The organism is Pseudomonas sp. ABFPK, from assembly GCF_001586765.1.
GTDB classification, from domain to species: Bacteria; Pseudomonadota; Gammaproteobacteria; order Pseudomonadales; family Pseudomonadaceae; genus Aquipseudomonas; species Aquipseudomonas asiatica.
The window spans coordinates 16,782-37,593 of sequence record NZ_LQXW01000013.1 but is presented as its reverse complement, the minus strand read 5'-3'; the positions used below and the strand labels follow the sequence as shown (position 1 = coordinate 37,593).

The following is a 20,812-nucleotide window of genomic DNA, read 5'->3' as shown; positions in this document are numbered from 1 at the left end:
TGTTGTTGTTTTACCCGACATGGTTGTTCTTCCCTGAGAGTCAGTGCTTGCTGGCGCCGGCGGCGCCGATTCCGGTCATGGAACGGATGAACTGGGCCAGGTAGCGGCCACGTTCCTGGCTGGCGCGTTCGGAGCTGTCAGTAACCGAGAACACCCAGGCGCCGAGGAAGGCCAGGCTCATGGAGAACAGTGCCGGGTTGCTGTAGGGGAACAGCGCCGTTTCGTGATGCAGCACGTTGACCCACACCGCCGGGCCCAGTACCACCAGCAGCACCGCCGAAACCAGGCCGGCCATGCTGCCGCACACTGCGCCGCGGGTGGTCAGGCCTTTCCAGAACATCGAAAGCAGCAGCACCGGGAAGTTGACCGAGGCGGCCACGGCCAGCACCAGCCCCGAGAGGAAGGCGATGTTCTGCGACTCGAACATCAGGCCGAGGATGACCGCCAGCAGGCCGATCAGCAGCGTGGCGATACGCGACACGCGCATTTCCTCCTGTTCACTGGCCTTGCCCTGGCGCACCACGCAGGCATACAGGTCGTGGGAAACCGCCGATGCACCGGACAGCGCCAGGCCCGCGACCACTGCCAGGATGGTGGCGAAGGCCACGGCGGAGATGAAGCCGAGGAACAGATTGCCACCTACGGCCTGGGCAAGGTGCACGGCGACCATGTTGCCGCCGCCGATAATGGCGCCGGTGGCATCACGGTAGGACGGTTCGGTGCCGACCATGACGATCGCACCAAAGCCGATGACGATCAGCAGCAGGTAGAAGTAACCGATGAACCCGGTGGCATAGAACACGCTCTTGCGCGCTTCCTTGGCATCGCTGACGGTGAAGAAGCGCATCAGGATATGCGGCAGGCCGGCAGTACCGAACATCATGCCCAGGCCCAGGGAAATGGCATCCACCGGGTTGGACAGCAGGCCGCCCGGGGCCATGATCGCCTGGCCCTTGGCATGCACGGCCACGGCGCTGGCGAACATCGCCTCGGTGCTGAAGCCGAAATGCTTGAGCACCATGAAGGCCATGAAGCTGGTGCCCGAAAGCAGCATCACTGCCTTGATGATCTGCACCCAGGTGGTGGCGAGCATGCCGCCGAAGGTGACGTAGGCGACCATCAGCACACCGACCAGCATCACCGCGTACAGATAGCTGATGCCGAACAGCAGTTCGATCAGCTTGCCGGCACCGACCATCTGTGCCACCAGGTACATCAGCGCCACCACCAGGGTGCCGAAGGCCGAGGTCAGGCGCACCGGGGTTTGCGCCAGGCGGTAGCTGACCACGTCGGCGAAGGTGTACTTGCCCAGGTTGCGCAGGCGCTCGGCGATCAGGAACAGGATGATCGGCCAGCCGGCCAGTACGCCCAGGGCATACAGCAGGCCGTCATAGCCGTTCATGAACATCATTGCCGAAATGCCCAGGAACGAGGCGGCGCTGATCATGTCGCCGGCGATCGCCAAGCCGTTCTGCATGCCGGTCAGGCCCCCTCCGGCGGTGTAGAAATCGCTGGCCGAGCGGGTGCGCATGGCAGCCCAGCGGGTGACCAGCAGGGTGAAGCAGACGAACACCATGAACATCGAGATGGCAGTCCAGTTCATTGTGCGCACTCCTGCTTGACCTTGTCGTTGAGCGGGTCGAGCACGTTGTTGGCGCGGTGCACGTAGATGCCGGTCAAGGCGAAGGACAGCAGTACCATCAGCACGCCCACCAGCATGCCAACGGTGGTCACGCCACCGCTGAGGGACTGGCCGAGGGTGCTGGGGGAAAACGCCACAAGCAGGACGAAGCCGTAGTAGATCACCAGCATGGCCAGGGTCAGGCTGCCGTTGAGGCGGCGTTTGCGCTGCACCAGGTGCTGGAAATCGGGGTGGTTGGCGATGCTTTCGATGCGTTCGGGTGTCATGGGTTGCGATCTCTGGGTGTTGTAATTGTTTTGTTGAGGTCACGCGGGTGTTGCGGTGTTGCTGATGGCCTCTTCGCGGGTGAACCCGCTCCCACAGGTAGGGCGCTGCTCTCAGGTCTTGTGCAGTCCCTGTGGGAGCGGGTTCACCCGCGAAGCAGGCGACGCGGTCTCAGAGCTGGTCGAAATCGAGCACCACCTTGTCGCTCACCGGGTAGGTCTGGCACGACAGCACATACCCGGCCGCCACTTCGTAATCCTCCAGGGCATGGTTGCTGTCCATCTCCACTTCGCCCTCGATTACCCGGCACTTGCAGGTCGAGCACACGCCGGCCTTGCATGAGTACGGCAGCTCGGCGCCGATTGCATTGCCGGCGTCCAGCACGTTCTGGGTGTTGCGTGGCAGGTCGAAGGTGAGGGCGCGGCCGTCGCTGATCACGGTGATGTGGCTGAGCGCCGAGTCCACCTGACGCGCCGCCTCGCGGGCCTCCCGGCGGGCTTCGCTGCCGGCTGCAGCGAACAGCTCGAAATGGATACGGTCCTTGGCCAGGCCATTGGCCTGCAGGCTGTCGCGCACCGTCTCGGTCATCGCCTGCGGGCCGCAGATGAATGCAGCGTCCAGGTTGGCAACGTCCATCCAGCGGGAGAACAGCTGGCCGCACTTGTCGGCGTCGATGCGGCCGTTGTACAGGTCGACATCCTGCTGCTCGCGGCTGAACACGAAAATCAGGTTCAGGCGGTCGAGGTAACGGTTCTTCAGGTCTTCCAGCTTGTCGCGGAACAGTGCGCCAGAGCTGGAACGGTTGCCGTACAGCAGGGTGAAGCGGCTGTGCGGCTCGCTGGCCAAGGTAGTGGCGATGATCGACAGGATCGGCGTGATGCCGCTGCCGGCAGCCACGCCCAGGTAGTTGCCCTGGCGGGCCGGCTGCAGTGGCACGAAAAAGCTGCCCGACGGTGGCATCACTTCCAGTTGCTGGCCTGCCTTGAGCACGTCGTTGGCAAATGACGAGAAGCGCCCGCCAGGCACGCGCTTCACCGCCACACGCAGTTCGCCATCCTGCACGGCGCTGCAGATGGAATAGGAACGGCGGACTTCTTCGTTATCCAGATGGGTGCGCATGACCAGATACTGGCCCTGGGTGAAACGGAACTGCGCCTGCAGGTGCTCGGGCACGTCGAAGGCAATCGACACCGCATCGCGGGTCTCGTTGCGCACTTGCTTGATGGTCAGGCTGTGAAACTGGCTCATGGCGTTCTCCACGGCTCAAATGCATTTGAAATAGTCGAACGGCTCCAGGCACTCGAGGCAGCGGTAAAGCGCCTTGCAAGCCGTGGAGCCGAACTGGCTGAGCAATTCGGTATGGGCGCTGCCGCACTGCGGGCAGCACACCTGCGGCGCCTCGCCGAGCAGGCTGCGTTTGCTGGTGCTGCCCTGTGGCGGGGCGATGCCGTAGGCGCGCAGGCGCTCGCGGCCCAGTTCGCTGATCCAGTCGGTGCTCCAGGCCGGGGTCAGCCGGCGCTCGAGCAGCGGCGCGGGGAAGCCGGCCTGCTCCAGCGCCTGGCGGATATCCCCTTCGATCACCTCGGTGGCAGGGCAGCCGGAGTAGGTCGGTGTGACGACCAGGTGCAGGTGCCCGGCGCGCCAGTCGAGGTCGCGCACGATGCCCAGGTCGACCACGCTGACCACGGGCACTTCCGGGTCCATGACCTGGGCCAGTACCGCCCAGGCCCGGGCCAGGTCATCGCCGCGTGGCGCGCGGGCGCCACGGTCGCCGGCAATCAGCTCACCAGGTTGCATCGGGGTACGCCCTTGGCAGGAACTGCATCTCGGCCAGCAGCAGGCCCAGGTGCTCGGTGTGCAGGCCTTTGCGGCCGTCCAGGTAGAAGTGGCTGGCGGCCTTGGGCAACGGCAGTTCGACCGAAGCGAAGGTCTCGCCAACCTGCTTGAGCCAGGCCGCGCCGACGGCAGCGGGGTCGGCGGCGATACCCGCTTGCGCCAGGTGCACTTCATTGTCGCTACCGGCGGCCAGTTCGACGGTGAAGCGCCACGGTGCCGGGATGGCCGCGAGCATGCGTTGGCGGCTTTCTTCGGTGCCACCGCCCAGGCGTTGCACCCACTCGCTGGAGCGGCGCAGGTGGTAGGTGACTTCCTTCAGGGCCTTGGCGGCGATACCGGCGATACGCTCGTCGTTCGAGCCGACCAGCCCCTGAAGCACGGCGAAATGCCAGGCGTCATAGAAGAACTGCTTGGTCATGGTCACGGCGAAATCGCCGTTGGGCTGCTCGACCAGCAACAGGTTGCGATAGGCGCGCTCGTCACGGCGGAAGGCCAGGGCGTCGGCGTCACGGCCATCATCGAGCAACTCGGCGGCGTACTCCAGCCAGTTGCGCGCCTGGCCTACCAGGTCGAGGCCGACGTTCATCAGGGCCAGTTCTTCTTCGATGGCCGGGGCGCGGCCACACCATTCGCAAAGGCGCTGGCCCTGCACCAGGGCACTGTCGCCGAGCAGCAGCAGGTAGGGGACAAGGGTTTCGTTGTGCATGGCCAACCTCACATGTGTCCGACTTCGTCGGGCAGTTCGTAGAAGCTGGCATGGCGGTAGACCTTGTCGTCCGCAGGGGCGAACAGCGGGTCTTTCTCGTCCGGGGAAGAGGCGGTGATCAGTGCCGAGGGCACCACCCACAGGCTGACGCCTTCGCTGCGGCGGGTGTACAGCTCGCGGGCGTTTTCGATGGCCATGGCGGCATCGGCGGCGTGCACGCTGCCGACATGCTTGTGGTTAAGGCCGTGCTTGCTGCGCACGAACACTTCGTAGAGGGTCCAGACAGACATTTTCGATCTCCGCATCAATCGCCGCTCAGGCGGCGTTCTTGTTCTGTTGCTTGCGCGCGTAGGCCACGGCGGCCTCGCGTACCCAGGCGCCGTCCTCGATGGCCTTGCGCCGGGTGGCGACACGTTCCTGGTTGCACGGGCCATTGCCCTTGATCACTTCGTAGAATTCGTCCCACTGGATATCGCCGAAGTCGTAATGGCCGCGCTCGGCATTCCACTTCAGCTCGGGGTCGGGGGCGGTGCAGCCGAGTAGCTCGAGCTGCGGCACGGTCTGGTCGATGAAGCGCTGGCGCAGTTCATCGTTGGTCTGGCGCTTGATCTTCCAGGCCATGGACTGGGCGCTGTTGGGGGAGTGCTCGTCGCTGGGGCCGAACATCATCAGTGCCGGCCACCACAGGCGGTTGATCGCATCCTGAACCATTTCGCGCTGGGCCTGGGTACCGTGGCGCATCATGGTCAGAAGGATTTCGTAGCCCTGGCGCTGGTGGAAGCTCTCTTCCTTGCAGATGCGGATCATCGCGCGTGAATACGGGCCGTAGGAGGTGCGCTGCAGCACCACCTGGTTGACGATGGCGGCGCCGTCCACCAGCCAGCCCACTGCGCCCATGTCGGCCCAGCTGAGGGTGGGGTAGTTGAAGATGCTCGAGTACTTGGCCTTGCCGCTGTGCAGCTTGGCGATTTCCTCATCACGGTCGGCGCCCAGGGTTTCCATGGCGCTGTACAGGTACAGGCCGTGGCCGGCTTCGTCCTGGATCTTGGCCATCAGCTGCAGCTTGCGCTTGAGGCTGGGGGCACGGGTGACCCAGTTGCCTTCGGGCAGCATGCCGACGATTTCCGAGTGGGCGTGCTGGGAGATCTGCCGGATCAGGGTCTGGCGATAGGCCTCGGGCATCCAGTTCTTGGCTTCGATCTTGATTTCGGCGTCGATCTTCTCCTGGAAGTTGCGCTCCTCGGGCGACATCTCTTCCAGCGACTTGACGCGCTTGACTCCGGTTTCCACTAGCTGTGCGTACATGTGTTCCGACTCCTGCTAAGGCATGAGTCATTTGTAAGCGATACAAAACATAACGTCAAACAGTTTTATATGTATCGAATAAGATTTGTGTATCGATTTGTGGGCCAAGAGGACTGCTGTGCAGCCCTTTCGCCGGCAAGCCAGCTCCCACAGGATTGCGGTTGCCCTGGAGATGGACGCTGCCCCTGTGGGAGCTGGCTTGCCGGCGAAAGGGGCGCAAAGCGCCCCCAGCAATCGCCCAGGCAAAAAAAAGCCCCGGACGATGCCGGGGCCGAAAAGGCAGCCGAATGAATCAGCTGGCCAACCGTTTGTCGAACACGTGGCAGGCCTTGCCCTCGGAACGCTTGAGCGTGCCGCAGGGCTGCAAGCGCACCTGGGTGCTGATGCCGATATAGGTCTTGATCTGCTTGGTCAGCTCCCCGGTCAACAGCTTGCGCTGGCCTTCATCAAGGTGCTGGCACTCCGCACGCAGTTCCACATGCACCTCTACACTGTCGAGGTTGCCATTGCGATACAGATGAATCTCATAAAGCTCGGAAAGCTGTTTTATTTTTAGCACCTGCTCCTCGATCTGGGTCGGGAACACGTTGACCCCGCGAATGATCAGCATGTCATCGCTGCGGCCGGTGATCTTGCCGATCCGCCGCATTGGCCTGGCGGTACCGGGCAGCAGGCGAGTGAGGTCGCGGGTGCGGTAGCGCACCATGGGCAACGCTTCCTTGCTCAGCGAGGTGAACACCAGTTCGCCCAGCTGGCCGTCCGGCAGTACCGCACCGGTGACCGGGTCGATGATCTCGGGGTAGAAATGGTCCTCCCAGATGGTCGGGCCATCCTTGGTTTCGAGGCACTCCATCGCCACTCCAGGCCCCATGATTTCCGACAGGCCATAAATGTCGAGGGCATCGATGCCCAGCCGTTGCTCGATAGAGCGGCGCAGCTCGTCGGTCCACGGCTCTGCGCCGAATATGCCCAGGCGCAGCTTGAGGTCTTGCGGGTCGATGCCCTGGCGCTCGATCTCGTCGGCCAGGTTGAGCATGTAGGAGGGGGTGACCATGATGATGTCGGGCTGGAAGTCACGAATCAGCTGCACCTGCTTCTCGGTCTGGCCACCGGACATGGGGATCACCGTGCAGCCCAGGCGCTCGGCACCGTAATGCGCGCCAAGCCCGCCGGTGAACAGGCCGTAGCCGTAGGAGACATGCACCTTGTCCCCCTTGCGCCCACCCGCGGCGCGGATCGAGCGGGCGACCACATTGGCCCAGGTGTCGATGTCGTTCTGGGTGTAGCCCACCACCGTCGGCTTGCCGGTGGTGCCACTGGAGGCGTGCAGGCGCACCACCTCTTGCTGGGGCACGGCGAACATGCCATAGGGGTAGTTGTCGCGCAGGTCGTTCTTGCCGGTGAAGGGGAACTTCGCCAGGTCTTCCAGGCACTTGAGGTCGTCGGGGTGGGCACCGCACTCGGCAAAGCGCTGGCGGTACAGCGGTACGTTGTCGTAGGCGTGCTTCAGGCTCCAGCGCAGGCGCTCCAGCTGGTGCTGGCGCAGGGCGTCGACACTGGCGGTTTCCATCGGGTCCAGCAGGGCACGATCGGCATCATGGTACATGTTCATGGCTTCACTCGAATTGTTCTTGTACGCCGCGCGGTATCGGTTGCAGGCCGCGTGGTGAGTGTCATGGAAGCAGCATATACGGCTGCGTTCGGTTCGGTAACAAGCCGATGGTCTGAGCCGCTCAGAGGCGTTCGATGACCATCGCGATGCCTTGGCCAACGCCGATGCACATGGTGCACAGGGCGTAGCGTCCGGCGGTTTCTTCCAGCTCGTGCAACGCGGTGGTGACCAGGCGTGCACCGCTCATGCCCAACGGGTGGCCAAGGGCGATGGCACCGCCGTTGCGGTTGACCCGCGCGTCGTCGTCGGCCAGGCCGAGCTCGCGCAGTACCGCAAGGCCCTGGGCGGCAAAAGCCTCGTTGAGTTCGATGACGTCCATGTCGGCCAGCGACAACCCGACAAGCTCCAGCACCTTGCGGGTAGCCGGTACCGGGCCGATGCCCATCAGCCGTGGTTCGACCCCGGCCACCGCCATGCCGACGATGCGGCCGCGAGCCTTCAGGCCATGACGGCGGGCGGCGGCGCTGCTGGCGAGCAGCAGGGCGCAGGCACCATCGTTGACCCCGGAGGCATTGCCGGCGGTGACGCTGCCGCCGTCACGGAACGGGGTACCCAGCCTGGCCAGTTGCTCCAGGGTGGTGTCGCCGCGGGGATGTTCGTCGTGCTCGACCACTTTGGCCGGGCCTTTGCGCTGCGGGATCTCGACCGGCACGATTTCCCGTGCCAGGCGCCCGCGTGCCTGTGCAGCGGCGGCCTTGTGCTGGCTGCGTAGGGCGAAGGCGTCCTGATCGGCGCGAGAAATACCGAACTGCTGCGCAACGTTCTCGGCCGTTTCCGGCATCGAGTCGGTGCCGAAGGCCGCCTTCATCAGCGGGTTGACGAAACGCCAGCCGATGGTGGTGTCGAACAGTTCGGCCGCACGGCCGAACGCCTGCTCCGACTTGCCCATGACGAACGGCGCGCGTGACATCGACTCCACGCCGCCGGCCAGCATCAGCCCGGCTTCGCCGCAGCGCAGGGCGCGGGCTGCATTGCCGATGGCATCCAGGCCGGAGCCACACAGGCGGTTGATGGTGGTGCCCGGCACTTCGATCGGCAACCCGGCCAGCAAGCTGGCCATGTGCGCGACGTTGCGGTTGTCCTCGCCAGCCTGGTTGGCGCAGCCGAGGATGACGTCGTCGATGGCTTTCCAGTCCAGTTCGGGGTGGCGCTGGATCAGGGCCTTGAGCGGGATGGCGGCCAGGTCATCGGCGCGCACGCCGCTCAAGGCGCCGGCATAACGGCCGATGGGGGTGCGCACGGCGTCGATGATCAAGGCATCGGCTTGAGTGTGTTCAGTCATCTTGCGTCTCCTGCGCCAGCACGGTGCCGCGCACTTTGTAGGATTTGCCATGGAACATCGCCACCAGCTCACCGCGCTGGTTCTCGATGCGGACGTGGTACAGGCCGGTGCGGCCCTTGCGGCTGACCTCGCTGGCGCGAGCGGTAAGCACGTCATCGCGCAGCGCCGGGGCCAGGTAGTCGATGCTGCAGCCCAGGGCGACGGTGGCCTGGTCGTGACTGTTGCAGGCGAAGGCAAATGCCGAGTCGGCCAGGGCGAACAGGAAGCCGCCATGGCAGGTGCCATGCCCCTGAATCATGTCGGCGCGTACCGGCATGCGCAGGCATGCCTGGCCCGGGCCGGCTTCCAGCAGGCGGATGCCCAGGCCCTGGGTGGCCTGGTCGCGGGCGTACATGGCCTCGGCACAGGCTTGTGCCAGTTCGACTTCAGTCATGCAGGGTGCCTCCTTTGGCTTCGCAGCGGCGTAACAGCAGGGAAGGGCGGTAGCGGCTTTCGCCGTAGCTGCGCTGCAGGTTGTCGAGCACGCGCAGGGTGTGGGGGATGCCGATGTTCGCGGCCCAGGCCAGCGGGCCGCAGGGGTAGTTGACGCCGGCGCGCATGGCCAGGTCGATGTCGGCGGCGCTGCCGACACCTTGCAACACGGCATCGGCGGCCTCGTTGGCGAGCATCGCCACGGTGCGCAGCACCACCAGGCCGGGCAGGTCGGCGACCGCCGTTACCTTCAGGCCGGCACGCCGCAGCAAGGCCACCGCCTGGTCACGAGCGTTGTCGCTGGTGTCGGCCGACCAGCTGATGGCGAGGCGGGTGGCGGTGGTGTAGTCCAGGGCCAGGTCGAGCAGCACCAGGTTGCGCAGGCCGTCTTCCCGGGCGCGCTGGCTGGCCAGGCGGCCATCGGACAGCGCCAGGGTGGCATCGCCCACCTGGATCAGGCCGCTGCCGGCGCGCTGGGTCACGGCGACGCCGCTTTGGCGCAGGCGTTCGATCAGCGGCTGCATCACCCCCAGGTCGCCTTCGACGACGCAGGCATCGACGATGGCGGGGCTGTGCAGTTCGGCTGGCTGCGGGCGTTCGGCGCCTTCGGCATAGCTATAGAAGCCTTGGCCGGTCTTGCGCCCGAGGCGGCCTGCGTCCACCAGTTCTTTTTGCACCAGCGAAGGCTGGAAGCGGAAGTCGCCGTAGAACGCATCGAAGACCGAACAGGTAACGGCGTAATTGACATCGTGGCCAATCAGGTCGGTGAGTTCGAACGCGCCCATGCGGAAACCGCCGGCATCACGCAGCAGCGCATCGAGGCTGGCGCAATCGGCTGCGCCTTCCTGCAGCAGGCGCAAGCTTTCGGCGTAGAACGGCCGCGCCACACGGTTGACGATGAAGCCCGGCGTGGAGCGCGTGTGCACCGGCTGCTTGCCCCAGGCCTGGGCGGTGGCATGAATGCATGCGGCAACGGCCGGGGCGGTGGCCAGGCCGGACACCACTTCCACCAGGGCCATCAGCGGCGCCGGGTTGAAGAAGTGCATGCCAACCACCTGGTGCGGGCGTTGCAGCCCGGCGGCGAGGCTGGTGATGGACAGCGACGAGGTGTTGCTGGCGAGGATGCAGTCGGTGGCGCACAAGGCTTCCAGCTGGCTGAACAGCGCCTGCTTGACCTGCAGGTTCTCGACGATGGCCTCGATCACCAGGCGAGCATCGGCCAGGGCTTCGAGGGCGTCTACCGGGCACAACCGGGCGCTTATGGCTTCCCGTTCGGCAGCCTGCATCTTGCCTTTTTCCACCAGGCGGGCAAGTTGCCGGTCTATGCCGGCCACCGCCTGGGCGGCAGCGCCCGGGCGGTTGTCGTAGAGCTTTACCGGGTGGCCGGCCTGGGCCGCAACCTGGGCGATGCCTGCGCCCATGGCGCCTGCACCGATCACCGCCACTTGGGCATTGCTTGCGAGTGCGCTCATGATCAACGCCCCTTGAATGCCGGCGTGCGCTTGTTCATGAAGGCACTCACGCCTTCGCGATAGTCCTCGCTGCGCCCGGCCAGGCGCTGCAGGTCGCGCTCCAGCTCCAGCTGCTCATCGAAACCGTTGTCGAAGCTGGTGTTCAGGCTGCGCTTGATCAGGGCCAGGCCGTAAGTGGGCTGGGTGGCGAGCTGGCGGGCGAGGGTGAGGGCTTCGTCACGCAGCGCGGCATCGTCCACCACGCGGTGGATCAGCCCCCATTGCTGGGCCTGTTCGGCGCCCAGGCGCTCGCCCAGCATCGCCAGAGCCTTGGCCCGTGCCATGCCGACCAGGCGCGGCAGCAGCCAGGTGCCGCCGGAGTCGGGTACCAGGCCGATCTTGCAGAAGGCCTGGATGAAGCTGGCCGAGCGGGCCGCCAGCACCAGGTCGCAGGCCAGCGGGATGTTGGCACCGGCGCCGGCTGCCACGCCGTTCACCGCACAGACCACCGGCAGCGGCAGGTCGCGCAGGGTGCGCACCAGCGGGTTGTAGAACTTGTCGATCGATTCGCCCAGGTCCGGCATCTCGGCGCCCGGGGCGACGTTGCGGTCGGACAGGTCCTGGCCGGCGCAGAAACCCCGGCCTTCGGCAGTCAGCAACAACACCCGGGCTTCGTTGCTCTGGCGTACTTGCTTGAGCGCCTCGCGCACTTCCAGGTGCATGGCGGTATTGAAGCTGTTCAGCTGCTCGGGGCGATTCAACGAGAGGAGGGCGACGCCGTCCTCGATGGAAAACAGGATGTGCTGGAAAGTCATGACAGACTCGCTCCGTCAGTCGAGGGAAAGATGATCAGCGGCCCTGGAAGCGGGCCTGGCGTTTTTCCTGGAAGGCACGGATACCTTCGTCGCGGTCGGCGGTGCCGGCCAGCAAGGTGAAGGCATGGCGTTCGAAACGCAGGCCGCTGGCCAGGTCGGTATCGCCGGCCTTGAGCAACGCTTCCTTGGCCAGGCGCACTGCCAGCGGGGCCTTGGCGGCGATGCTGCGGGCGATGTGCAGGGCGCGTTCTACGGTGAGTTCCGGCTGGGTGATTTCGCTGACCAGCCCGGCCTGCAAGGCATGACGGGCGGTGATGGCCTCGCCGGTCAGCACCATTTGCATGGCCAGCGGCTTGCCTACTGCCCGCAGCAGGCGCTGGGTGCCACCGGCACCGGGGATGATGCCGAGGTTGATTTCCGGCTGGCCGAAACGGGCGTCGCTGCCGGCGATGACGATGTCGGCACACATCACCAGTTCGCAGCCGCCACCCAGGGCGTAGCCGTTGACGGCGGCGATCAGTGGCTTGGCGAAGGCGGCGATGCTTTGCCAGTGGGCCACCCGGGGGTCGTTAAGGATGCCGACCAGGTCGCGCTCGGCCATCTCGCGGATATCGGCGCCTGCGGCGAATGCCTTGCGGCTGCCGGTGATGACCACCGCGCGGGTCTGTTCGTCTTGCCCGGCCGCTTCCAGCGCAGCGGCCAGCTCTGCCAGTAGCTCGGTGCACAGGGCGTTGAGCGCCTCGGGCCGTTGCAGGGTAATGAGCTGGACGCCGTGTTCGGGCGCCTGCACATCGAGATATCGCGGCATGTCGGGTTCCTCTGGCTGCACGCACGGCACATCGTGGGGCCGGCATTTCTTGGAATTGTTTGCAGGGGCGTGATGCGGGGATCACGTCCAGGTGGAACCAGTATATGCATTACGCGATACAACAATGCAACATTCAAAATTGTTTCATGTATCTCTTTTTGCAGGGGTGACACCTGCCTCAGCAAAGGGTTTTATGATAATGAATCGTTTCATCACCTTGTAATCAACGAATTACGCTGAATTTAATGGGGCTCGATGACCCCAACAAAAGCGATACACGACCATGGCGATTGACGCATCACAAGATTGTGATACAAGATCAAGGCGCATTTGAAATCATTTCAGGAGCTTTGCCCATGCCTTGCTATCGACTGGACGGCCTGACGCCCGTGGTTCATCCGACAGCCTACGTGCACCCCAGCGCCGTGCTGATTGGTGATGTCATCGTCGGCCCTCGTTGCTACGTCGGCCCACTGGCGTCACTAAGGGGGGATTTCGGCCGTATCGTGCTGGAGGAGGGTGCCAACCTGCAGGACACCTGCGTTATGCATGGTTTCCCGGGTGGCGATACGGTGGTCGAACGCAACGGGCATGTCGGGCATGGCGCCGTGCTGCACGGCTGCCGCGTCGGTGAAGACGCCTTGATCGGCATGAACGCGGTGGTGATGGATGGCGCCCATGTGGCACCGCGCTGCATCGTTGGGGCCACGGCATTCGTCAAGGCGGGTTTCGAATGTGCGGCACAAAGCCTGGTGATGGGCTCGCCAGCTCAGGTCAAGCGCCCACTGACCGAACAGGAACTGGCCTGGAAGCAACGTGGCACGGCGGAGTACCAGCACCTGGCGCAACGCTGCATGAACAGCATGGTCGAATGCTCGCCACTGACCAAGGTCGAGCCCGAGCGCCCACGCATGGAAGACACCGGCGTCAGGCCCAAAGGCCAGGCATCGGCATGAGCCTGGCAGCGTCACGCAATGGTCAGGCGGCCTGCCGCGCAGGTATAGTCGGTGCTTTAACCGCGCACAGTTCGCCCATGAGCAATCTCGCCCCACTGAACAACCTGATCACCCGCTTCCAGGAGCAGACGCCGATCCGCGCCAGTTCCCTGATCATCACTTTGTACGGCGACGCCATCGAGCCCCACGGCGGAACCGTCTGGCTGGGTAGCCTGATCAACCTGCTGGAGCCGATCGGCATCAACGAGCGCCTGATCCGCACATCGATCTTCCGCCTTACCAAGGAAGGCTGGCTCACTGCCGAAAAGGTTGGCCGCCGTAGCTACTACAGCCTGACAGGTACCGGCCGCCGGCGTTTCGAGAAGGCCTTCAAGCGGGTCTACAGCCCCAGCCAGCCAGCCTGGGACGGTGCCTGGATACTGGTTTTGCTCTCGCAACTGGAGGCCGGCAAGCGCAAGGCTTTGCGTGAAGAGTTGGAGTGGCAGGGCTTCGGGACCATGGCGCCGAACCTGTTGGGCTGCCCACGGGCAGACCGCGCCGACCTGGCCGCCACCTTGCGTGACCTGGAGGCGAGCGACGACAGCATCGTCTTTGAAACCCACACCCAGGAAGTGCTGGCATCCAAGGCCATGCGCGCCCAGGTGCGGGAAAGCTGGCGCATCGACGAACTGGGGCAGCAGTACAGCGAGTTCATCCAGCTGTTCAGGCCGCTGTGGCAAGGTTTGAAAGAGCAGCAACAGCTCGATGCGCAGGATTGTTTCCTGGCACGTACGCTGCTGATTCACGAATACCGCCGGCTGCTGCTGCGCGACCCGCAACTGCCGGACGAGCTGCTGCCTGGGGATTGGGAGGGAAGGGCCGCGCGACAGTTGTGCCGTAACCTCTATCGGCTGGTGTTTGCCAAGGCGGAAGAATGGCTGAATGCAGCGCTGGAGACGGCTGATGGGCCGTTGCCGGATGTGAATGAAGGCTTTTACAGGCGTTTTGGCGGGCTGATTTGAAAAATAATGTCAACCATAGTGAGCCTTACCCTTTATAAGGTAAACCCATATAGACATTAGGTTTGGGAAAGCCCTGCGTAATGTGTGATATGGTTAACTTTAAATTGATTAATGTTAACCATGGTAAGCCTTATGCCGGACTACTTTCCCGTCGCATGTGCCGACACACTCAGTAAAATCGGGTTGTTGGTCAAGGCCCGGCGCCTGGCGCTAGGCCTGCGCCAGGCTGACCTCAAGGCAGCTATCGATGTTTCAGCGCATACCCTGCGCAAGATCGAGAGCGGCTCCGAGCTAGTGGACCTACGGTCGTTCATGCTGGTGCTGTGGCGACTTGGTATCAGTGATACGGTGTTCTCGTCGCTGGAGGGCCTGGAAAAAAGCTCACAGATCACACGCTTCACCCGAGGCCACGACGCGCATCAGGGCATCGCGGCCAAGCGCGTACGGCTGGCGAAGCCCAAGCCCGAGGAGTTCTGATGTCTCGCGCGTACATCTATATGGAGCACCCGGAAACGGGCGAAGTCATGACTCTTGGGCGGCTAACGCTGAAAGGTAAGGTGGGCGAGTTCCTGTATGCCCCAGACCAGGTGGCGCGTGGCGGCTGGATACCTGACCCGATCAATTACCCTCTGCGCGCCGAAGCCTACTCCGGCATTACCAAGAACCGCGGCATACCTGGCTTCATCAATGATGCCATGCCTGACGGCTGGGGGGAGCGGCTGCTGCACCGGGCTTACGGGCAAGACCTGGGCACAATCGACTTTCTGCTCAAATCACCAAACAACGATCGCGTCGGCAACCTGATGGCAGGCAGCGCCACAACTCCTGCCGAAGGCATTGGCGGGGGTGCGGTACCGAACCTGATGGGTCTGGCAAGATTCGTTGCCGCTTGTGAAACGGTATATGACGGGCAGCTCGACAGTGAATCCGCCGCTACGCTGAATGTGCGGCAGCAACGCTCTGCGTTGGGTGGCGCACGACCAAAACGCACCCTTCAGGACAAAGGGATGCTCATTCTGGCTAAACCACGCGATCGGTTTGACCACTACGACCTACCGACGATTGAGTACGCCTGTATGACATTTGCGGCGGGGAAGGGTATTAACGTGGCCCGGACCGCGCTGCATGCTGAAAACCCATCTACATTGCTGGTCGAGCGCTTTGACCGCACGCCCATTGCCCAGGGCGCCAGGCGCATACCGATGCTCAGTGCTCTGACTTTGCTCGACTCGGAGTGGGATGGCCCGCACCACAGGGATTGGCGCTATGCCGCCGTGGCAGACGAGATGCGTCGGCGGGGCGTGCCGGATGGCGACCTGCAGGAGCTGTTCAAACGCATGTGCTACAACGCCCTGGCAGGCAACTCCGACGACCATCCGCGCAACCATGCAGTGGTCTGGGTTGGAGGGAAGTGGCGGCTTTCACCGATGTACGACGTATTGCCGATGCTTGATGAGGGGCCCGCGAAGGCCTTGGCCATGGCGATTGGCCGGGAGGGCAGCCAGGTCAGCCGGAGCAATCTGCTCAGCCACCATACGCACTTTGCACTGACACGGGATCAAGCCGAGCATTTGCTTGAAGAAGTGGCGAGCTGGGAGCAGGAGTTAAAGGATCATTACGCGCAAATCCTCTCTGGAGAGGACCTGGATATGGCCTGTGATGCGACCAGTTCGGTGCGGATGCTCAGATAGGTGGGTGCTTTAATATAACTACTCTAAATGAATATTTAGCATAGTTATAATTTATTTGCATATTAGCCGCAAACGTAGTGTTCCGCAGGGTGCTGTCCCGGTATCGTCAGTAGTCGCATGCCAGTCAGTCCGCGGCTGAAGCCGCTCCCATAGTTATCGTGTGAACCTGAAGCTTGCGTTGTACTTTTGGGAGGGCTCACCGTGAAGAAGCCGGCGCGGCGCCGCTCCCACAGGTACCGCGTTAACCTCAAGCTTGCGTTCTACATGCGGGTGCAGGGCTTTCCCGCGAAGAAGCCAGCAGACGGTCGCTACTTCATGATCAAGGCAAACTTTGGCCTGAAGCAGGCCGGCGTTATCTGATGAACAACGTGAACGGTTGGTGCGCGACTGGATTCAGGAAGCTGAACGATAAGGCCGATCATGTGAACTGATCGCCGTAGCCTGCAATCCATACACGAGGCATGGAATGAGGATGCGCACGCGTTGCGTTCCAAATGGCAGCGGATGGAAATGGGATGGGCAAGGCTGAACAGTAAGTGCGGTGATGCCGAAAGCTCCTGGCCTGCGCGCAAATCTGAAAGCACATGGCTGGCCTGACGCTTGAGGTGCGAAGGTCTGATTTCGTTTTTGCATCGCAGGCACCACGGACAGAGGTACCGGATTGACGACCGCGCTGGTGGGCCAGCGATCGATCAGAGCTGGCGAAGATCAAATCGACCAGGGAGCTTTCCTGTGAAAAACAGTTGAAGCAGGTGACCGGCCAAACCATTTGATTTTTAACAGTATTTTTATTTTTAGCTGTTAAAAAGGGAAAACCTTACAAAGGTAGCCTCCTATCAATGACGTAATCCAAAAATACATAAGTAAAGAAATAGCTCTAAAAAGCGCGCTCGGGCTTATTTCATGTTCAAAAAGTACTTTTTATAGGCTCCTTCATAAATATGATGAAGACACTGGGCCGATCGCGCTTCTTCAGACTTAAATGCGTTGCCCGTTCCCGTCTTCAACTGATAGTCACACTAGACCAGGGAGCTTTCCCTGGTCCCAAAGTGCCTCACTCGTGGTCTGGTGACCAAATATAGACTAGCGCATAATGACAGGGCCTTATGTTGAGCGGCGTCCGGATAATGCCATCGGCTCCGGACGTCGCTTAATATAGGGTCCATTATGCGTATCCAACTCTCCCTGTCTGATCGCGCTGTGCGCGATGCCAAGGCCTACATGGCCAACCCCGATCCTGAACATGCCGTCGAGTCGCTGATTGATTCGTATGGTGTTCTGGTGGCTGACATTCGCAAGCTGCGCACCAGGGTTCGCCAGCTCGATGATGAGTCCGCCGAGATCGATGACCTGGTAGCCAAGCTCAGATCGGTTGCCGCGTTGATCCAGGACCTTTGACCAGTCATGACAATTGAGGGGCCGACCTCGACATATGAGGGGCTGCTTTGACATTTGAGGGGCCGATTGCTTGCACATCTTGGCGCCTCGTCATCGCTTTATGCCATCATCATTCACGCTGCAATTGCAGCTTCAAGGAGATAGAGATGAGCGCTTTTGAAGGAACGGCAGAGTTTCTTTACGAGGACGGTTTCAGCGAGGTTCTGGAAATCACATGGCATAGTCAGACACGGACTCCAGCAGCGAGCGGTAGAGCTACTGTCACCAGAGCTGCGACGTTTCTTGTGCCTAAGTATCTGAAACGCCCTGGTGAGTTCGTCACGATTAGCTTTGACGACCGCAGCCTTTATGGCTACTACGATGACCCAATGCCCGGAACTGATGCGGTTCGTTACACATTCCACAGCCAAAAAAAGGAGGCTTCGCTCTAATGTTGCCGCGGCTGTGTACCTGGTTAGGAAGGAACAACGTGACGCCTAGTCAGGTATACAGATGCGGCGGACAAGCGCAGCGCGTCAGTTTTCACGCCGTTTTGAGTTCTTCCCTTTGGCGTCCAACCGCTTTTGATTGAGCTGCAGCGCCATTTCCACGGCAGATCCGATCATGACATTTGAGGGGCCGCCCTCGATGTGATTGACCTGCCGGCCGCCGAAGGCGGTGGGGGTGCTGTTACACCCCCACTTTACCGCGGTTTCCCGCGATTCTTAGCCCAGCACACCTATCCGCTTGCTGCCTTCGTTGCGCTCTCCCTTCATGTACTCTTCCATTTCCATGCCCTGAAGGATTGAGCTGATGACGTTGAGGGCTATAGGTTTGTGGGTTTCGTTCAGGCTTCCGAACCTTCGAAGCAGGCCCAACATTTGTATCTCTAACCCTCGCTCTTCATCGCTAAGCAAGATCTCATCTGTGGTGCATTGGAAGAATTTTGCTATCGCCACAACCTTGTCGCTTGGCGGCACATTCTTGCCCTTCTCCCAGCTTGCAATGGTGTTTTCTGCTACACCAATCGCTTCGGCAACGGTTTTCTGCGAATGTTTGTTCAGTTCGCGCCTAAATCTGATGTTTTCTCCGATGCTCATCGCTGCTTCAACCGAGTGATCTTGACTCATAGACTCTAACTCCTGTGTTTTTGTACAGCACATAGATTTAGTGGGATAACCCACGACTTAGCACTTGTCAAAAGGCTAACACATAGCGTAGCTTTACCTGCGTTATGTATTGGGTTGACAAGGATTTCCGATGTTCATCGATTGGCTCACAATTTCGCAGGAGCACGACCATGATCTGCCGATCGTGTGCGACGTTGTGACGTTGACGATCGACTCGAACACGAATGAGGTCCTCAGCACAAAGCAGCCGCGCTTTAAGCATGAGGCCAGCTATTCAACCTCTGTCACCATCCATGTGCAGGGCCGCAAGATCCGCGTTGAAGGCAACCCGAGCAGAGTAGGGCGGCTGGATAACCTTTTCGGTTTCACCACCATCGAGCAGTGCGTAGCCGTCTACAACGAACTTCTCCGCGAATATGGCTTGCCTGGTTTTACTCGTTGCACCCGGCTCGATATTCGCCAGGGCGCTTCAGGGGCGAAGTCTGGCGACCGTTTTGCCGACGGCGCAAAAATTGAACGTATCGACCTCACAACTAACGTTGCTTTGGGTGAGGGAAATGTCTTGGCTTATTTGCGGGGCGTTTCAAGCCAACGCATTGGCCACTCCATCGGGTTCTTGTATCCCAATGGTCGAACCGTTGCCTGGACACCAAAGGGAAATGGCCAAGGTGGCCGTTTGCAATATCGAAAGGCTTATGACAAAGCCTTTGAAATGGATCAAAACTGCCTGCCGAAAATTAAACGCATTTTTGGCGAGGAGTCAGCTGAATATAAATATGTTCAGCGAGTTAGAGATTACTGCGTCAGCGAAGGCGTAGTGCGTATGGAGCAGGAACTAAAAAGTGAATTCCTGCAACGCGAAGCCCTTTGCTACTGGGGTTTGTTTGATGAACGGCGCTTTGCCGAACTCCACTGTGAGTTTCTTAAAATTGATGAAAAGCTGAAGGTGACTGCGATGGATATCGTTAGCATTAGCGAGCAACTGCTGGCCAACAATGTTGTAGATACAACTCGCGCCGCAAATACAACCGCCCTTTATGCCATTCAGTGGATGCATGGCCAGTCTTTCGATTTTAAGAAGCGTCAGGTTCAGGATCACGCCGCTCGCCTTAATCGTATCGGTATTAACATTCGTAACGCTTGTGACACTAGCCGATTTGCGCCTGTGTTTGTTCGCCAATGTCGAGAAGTCACAAAGTCTACTTTAACTGTTCCTGCTTGGTATCAGCGCCCAAATCACTTAAGGCAGGTTGCAGCATGAAAACTGTCAGCTTCCAGGGTGCGCAGCTCACAACTGGCCAGCGTGAACGATTGCAGCAGCAGCGCCGGATTCAAAGCATGCTTAATCCTGTGCTAGCTGATCAAGTTGCTCAGACCATCGCAGCGCTCGAGGTTCGAAAAGAGCAGGGCATTCAGCCTGAAAAACAGTGGGTCACCGTTAGTGATACTCGCGGCACCGTTTCGATCGCAGAGTGGATGGGCTACTAATATTTTTAGCCGCTAAAAATCGCCCATTAGGGCCTAACTCACGCTGGCCATTAGTCGCCGGCTGCCACAGTAGAAGAGGGCACTTATGTCTAACGCAAACACCATTATTGTTGAGGTCACTGGTCAGTATCGCACCGGTACTGCTGCTAAAAGTGGAAAGCCGTATTGCATGTACACGGCATTTGTCCATCTGCCGAACATTCCTTATCCGCAGATGGCTGATTTCTACGCTGAGCTTCCTAACCAGGTGCCGCAGCCTGGAACTTATGAGTGCGACGTTATCGCGAGCGTCCGTGATTCCCGCCTGAGCTTTGAGGTTGATCCTCGCCAGGGCCGCCGTGTAAACACTCCACAGGCTAAGACTGCGTAATGCCAGGTCTACTGCATTGTCCTGGTGATTTAATTATGCAGGGCGGTGCATCACCAATGTGCTCGGTTGACTGGGTGCTTGTTCCATACATTCAACCATTTGACCCGTCACAGCTTGACCCAGTTATTTTGGGCCAAGCATTCGGCGCCGGTTTTACCTTAGTTGCAACCTTTATGGTTTTCTCCATGGGTATACGGGCGTTTCTAAATTTCATCAAAACGAGTTGAGGCTTTTATGCTTAAGAAAATCGGTAAAAAGAGCGTTGTAGCTGTATTTTTCACTGCTGCTGTTTCGGCTAATGCCTTCGCAGCTGATGCTGGCTGGGATTATTCCTCGCTCACATCGAGCGTTGATTTCTCCACTATCAGTGTTGGAGTGCTGGCTGTAGCAGCATTGCTCGCTGCGGTTTATGCCGGCATTAAAGGCGCCAAGATTGTTCTCGCATTCTTGCGTTAAGAGCTATAGCTGGGCAAAGGGCTCTTCGTGAGCCCTTTTTTATGGGGGCGTGATGGATCAACTTTATTATTTCGCGATGTTTGTAATTGGC

Annotated in this window: 25 protein-coding genes and 1 pseudogene; 12 read left to right on the top strand and 14 right to left on the bottom strand. The window is 60.9% G+C overall.

Annotation, left to right across the window (positions count from 1 at the left end):
- Positions 1-40 precede the first annotated feature (40 nt).
- From WM94_RS11135 to paaF, 13 genes and pseudogenes are all read right to left on the bottom strand, one after another.
- A pseudogene (locus WM94_RS11135) lies at positions 41-1,609 on the bottom strand (cation acetate symporter); the annotation flags it as partial.
- A complete protein-coding gene (locus tag WM94_RS11130) occupies positions 1,600-1,908 on the bottom strand; it encodes a DUF485 domain-containing protein (RefSeq protein ID WP_004376242.1) in 309 nt (102 codons plus the stop codon). The gene WM94_RS11130 and the pseudogene WM94_RS11135, both read right to left, overlap by 10 nt.
- Before the next feature lie 169 nt (positions 1,909-2,077).
- Positions 2,078-3,154, bottom strand: a complete 1,077-nt coding sequence (paaE, locus tag WM94_RS11125) for a 1,2-phenylacetyl-CoA epoxidase subunit PaaE (protein ID WP_061551216.1) — start codon at positions 3,152-3,154, stop codon at positions 2,078-2,080.
- Positions 3,155-3,169: 15 nt separating this feature from the next.
- Positions 3,170-3,703 (bottom strand): 1,2-phenylacetyl-CoA epoxidase subunit PaaD, encoded by a 534-nt coding sequence (paaD, locus tag WM94_RS11120; protein WP_061551215.1) that lies wholly within the window; start codon positions 3,701-3,703, stop codon positions 3,170-3,172.
- Positions 3,690-4,448, bottom strand: coding sequence for a 1,2-phenylacetyl-CoA epoxidase subunit PaaC (gene paaC, locus WM94_RS11115; RefSeq protein WP_061551214.1), 759 nt, complete (start codon positions 4,446-4,448; stop codon positions 3,690-3,692). Before paaC ends, paaD begins: the two co-directional genes overlap by 14 nt.
- 8 nt (positions 4,449-4,456) lie before the next feature.
- Positions 4,457-4,738 carry a 1,2-phenylacetyl-CoA epoxidase subunit PaaB gene (paaB, locus tag WM94_RS11110; protein ID WP_013972614.1) on the bottom strand — a complete coding sequence of 94 codons (282 nt, stop codon included), beginning with the start codon at positions 4,736-4,738 and terminating at the stop codon, positions 4,457-4,459.
- 25 nt (positions 4,739-4,763) lie between these two features.
- Positions 4,764-5,753 carry a 1,2-phenylacetyl-CoA epoxidase subunit PaaA gene (paaA, locus tag WM94_RS11105; protein ID WP_061551213.1) on the bottom strand — a complete coding sequence of 330 codons (990 nt, stop codon included), beginning with the start codon at positions 5,751-5,753 and terminating at the stop codon, positions 4,764-4,766.
- A 292-nt stretch (positions 5,754-6,045) separates the two neighbouring features.
- Positions 6,046-7,365 carry a phenylacetate--CoA ligase PaaK gene (gene paaK / locus WM94_RS11100; protein ID WP_039613396.1) on the bottom strand — a complete coding sequence of 440 codons (1,320 nt, stop codon included), beginning with the start codon at positions 7,363-7,365 and terminating at the stop codon, positions 6,046-6,048.
- A 121-nt stretch (positions 7,366-7,486) separates the two neighbouring features.
- The gene (gene pcaF / locus WM94_RS11095) at positions 7,487-8,707 is read right to left on the bottom strand and encodes a 3-oxoadipyl-CoA thiolase (RefSeq protein ID WP_013972611.1); all 1,221 of its coding nucleotides are present in this window, start codon (positions 8,705-8,707) and stop codon (positions 7,487-7,489) included.
- Positions 8,700-9,140 (bottom strand): hydroxyphenylacetyl-CoA thioesterase PaaI, encoded by a 441-nt coding sequence (paaI, locus tag WM94_RS11090; protein ID WP_013972610.1) that lies wholly within the window; start codon positions 9,138-9,140, stop codon positions 8,700-8,702. The genes pcaF and paaI overlap by 8 nt, the downstream gene beginning before the upstream one ends.
- Complete coding sequence (paaH, locus tag WM94_RS11085; protein WP_061551212.1) at positions 9,133-10,650, bottom strand: 3-hydroxyacyl-CoA dehydrogenase PaaH; 1,518 nt, start codon at positions 10,648-10,650, stop codon at positions 9,133-9,135. Before paaH ends, paaI begins: the two co-directional genes overlap by 8 nt.
- 2 nt (positions 10,651-10,652) lie before the next feature.
- Positions 10,653-11,444 (bottom strand): 2-(1,2-epoxy-1,2-dihydrophenyl)acetyl-CoA isomerase PaaG, encoded by a 792-nt coding sequence (gene paaG, locus WM94_RS11080; protein ID WP_061551211.1) that lies wholly within the window; start codon positions 11,442-11,444, stop codon positions 10,653-10,655.
- A 34-nt stretch (positions 11,445-11,478) separates the two neighbouring features.
- The gene (gene paaF / locus WM94_RS11075; RefSeq protein ID WP_061551210.1) at positions 11,479-12,252 is read right to left on the bottom strand and encodes a 2,3-dehydroadipyl-CoA hydratase PaaF; all 774 of its coding nucleotides are present in this window, start codon (positions 12,250-12,252) and stop codon (positions 11,479-11,481) included.
- Positions 12,253-12,608: 356 nt separating this feature from the next.
- Between paaF and paaY the strand changes: the two genes are divergently transcribed.
- The 7 genes from paaY (at position 12,609) to WM94_RS11045 (ending at position 17,729) form a co-directional block, all read left to right on the top strand.
- Entirely contained in the window at positions 12,609-13,208 is a 600-nt protein-coding gene (gene paaY, locus WM94_RS11070; RefSeq protein ID WP_061551209.1) for a phenylacetic acid degradation protein PaaY, read from the top strand.
- A 77-nt stretch (positions 13,209-13,285) separates the two neighbouring features.
- On the top strand, positions 13,286-14,209 hold the full coding sequence (paaX, locus tag WM94_RS11065) for a phenylacetic acid degradation operon negative regulatory protein PaaX (RefSeq protein WP_177342384.1): 924 nt from the start codon (positions 13,286-13,288) through the stop codon (positions 14,207-14,209).
- Positions 14,210-14,341: 132 nt separating this feature from the next.
- On the top strand, positions 14,342-14,686 hold the full coding sequence (locus WM94_RS11060) for a helix-turn-helix domain-containing protein (protein WP_013972604.1): 345 nt from the start codon (positions 14,342-14,344) through the stop codon (positions 14,684-14,686).
- Positions 14,686-15,900 (top strand): type II toxin-antitoxin system HipA family toxin, encoded by a 1,215-nt coding sequence (locus WM94_RS11055; RefSeq protein ID WP_061551207.1) that lies wholly within the window; start codon positions 14,686-14,688, stop codon positions 15,898-15,900. Before WM94_RS11060 ends, WM94_RS11055 begins: the two co-directional genes overlap by 1 nt.
- Positions 15,901-16,101: 201 nt before the next feature.
- The gene (locus tag WM94_RS30100; RefSeq protein ID WP_156485961.1) at positions 16,102-16,260 is read left to right on the top strand and encodes a hypothetical protein; all 159 of its coding nucleotides are present in this window, start codon (positions 16,102-16,104) and stop codon (positions 16,258-16,260) included.
- Positions 16,261-17,067: 807 nt separating this feature from the next.
- Positions 17,068-17,298 carry a hypothetical protein gene (locus WM94_RS11050; RefSeq protein ID WP_061551205.1) on the top strand — a complete coding sequence of 77 codons (231 nt, stop codon included), beginning with the start codon at positions 17,068-17,070 and terminating at the stop codon, positions 17,296-17,298.
- A gap of 146 nt (positions 17,299-17,444) precedes the next feature.
- A complete protein-coding gene (locus tag WM94_RS11045; protein ID WP_061551204.1) occupies positions 17,445-17,729 on the top strand; it encodes a hypothetical protein in 285 nt (94 codons plus the stop codon).
- 273 nt (positions 17,730-18,002) lie between these two features.
- Here the strand turns inward: WM94_RS11045 and WM94_RS11040 are convergent, their stop codons facing one another.
- Complete coding sequence (locus WM94_RS11040; protein ID WP_061551203.1) at positions 18,003-18,407, bottom strand: helix-turn-helix domain-containing protein; 405 nt, start codon at positions 18,405-18,407, stop codon at positions 18,003-18,005.
- Between the two features lie 130 nt (positions 18,408-18,537).
- Between WM94_RS11040 and WM94_RS11035 the strand changes: the two genes are divergently transcribed.
- The 5 genes from WM94_RS11035 to WM94_RS11025 all read left to right on the top strand — a co-directional run bounded on the left by WM94_RS11035 (position 18,538) and on the right by WM94_RS11025 (position 20,721).
- Complete coding sequence (locus tag WM94_RS11035; protein ID WP_061551202.1) at positions 18,538-19,668, top strand: phage/plasmid replication protein; 1,131 nt, start codon at positions 18,538-18,540, stop codon at positions 19,666-19,668.
- Complete coding sequence (locus WM94_RS11030; protein ID WP_061551201.1) at positions 19,665-19,895, top strand: hypothetical protein; 231 nt, start codon at positions 19,665-19,667, stop codon at positions 19,893-19,895. Before WM94_RS11035 ends, WM94_RS11030 begins: the two co-directional genes overlap by 4 nt.
- 85 nt (positions 19,896-19,980) lie before the next feature.
- Entirely contained in the window at positions 19,981-20,265 is a 285-nt protein-coding gene (locus tag WM94_RS29010; RefSeq protein WP_082810556.1) for a propanediol utilization protein, read from the top strand.
- The gene (locus WM94_RS30095; protein WP_156485959.1) at positions 20,265-20,492 is read left to right on the top strand and encodes a hypothetical protein; all 228 of its coding nucleotides are present in this window, start codon (positions 20,265-20,267) and stop codon (positions 20,490-20,492) included. The genes WM94_RS29010 and WM94_RS30095 overlap by 1 nt, the downstream gene beginning before the upstream one ends.
- 7 nt (positions 20,493-20,499) lie before the next feature.
- Positions 20,500-20,721, top strand: coding sequence for a hypothetical protein (locus WM94_RS11025; RefSeq protein ID WP_061551200.1), 222 nt, complete (start codon positions 20,500-20,502; stop codon positions 20,719-20,721).
- The last annotated feature ends 91 nt before the right edge of the window (positions 20,722-20,812 follow it).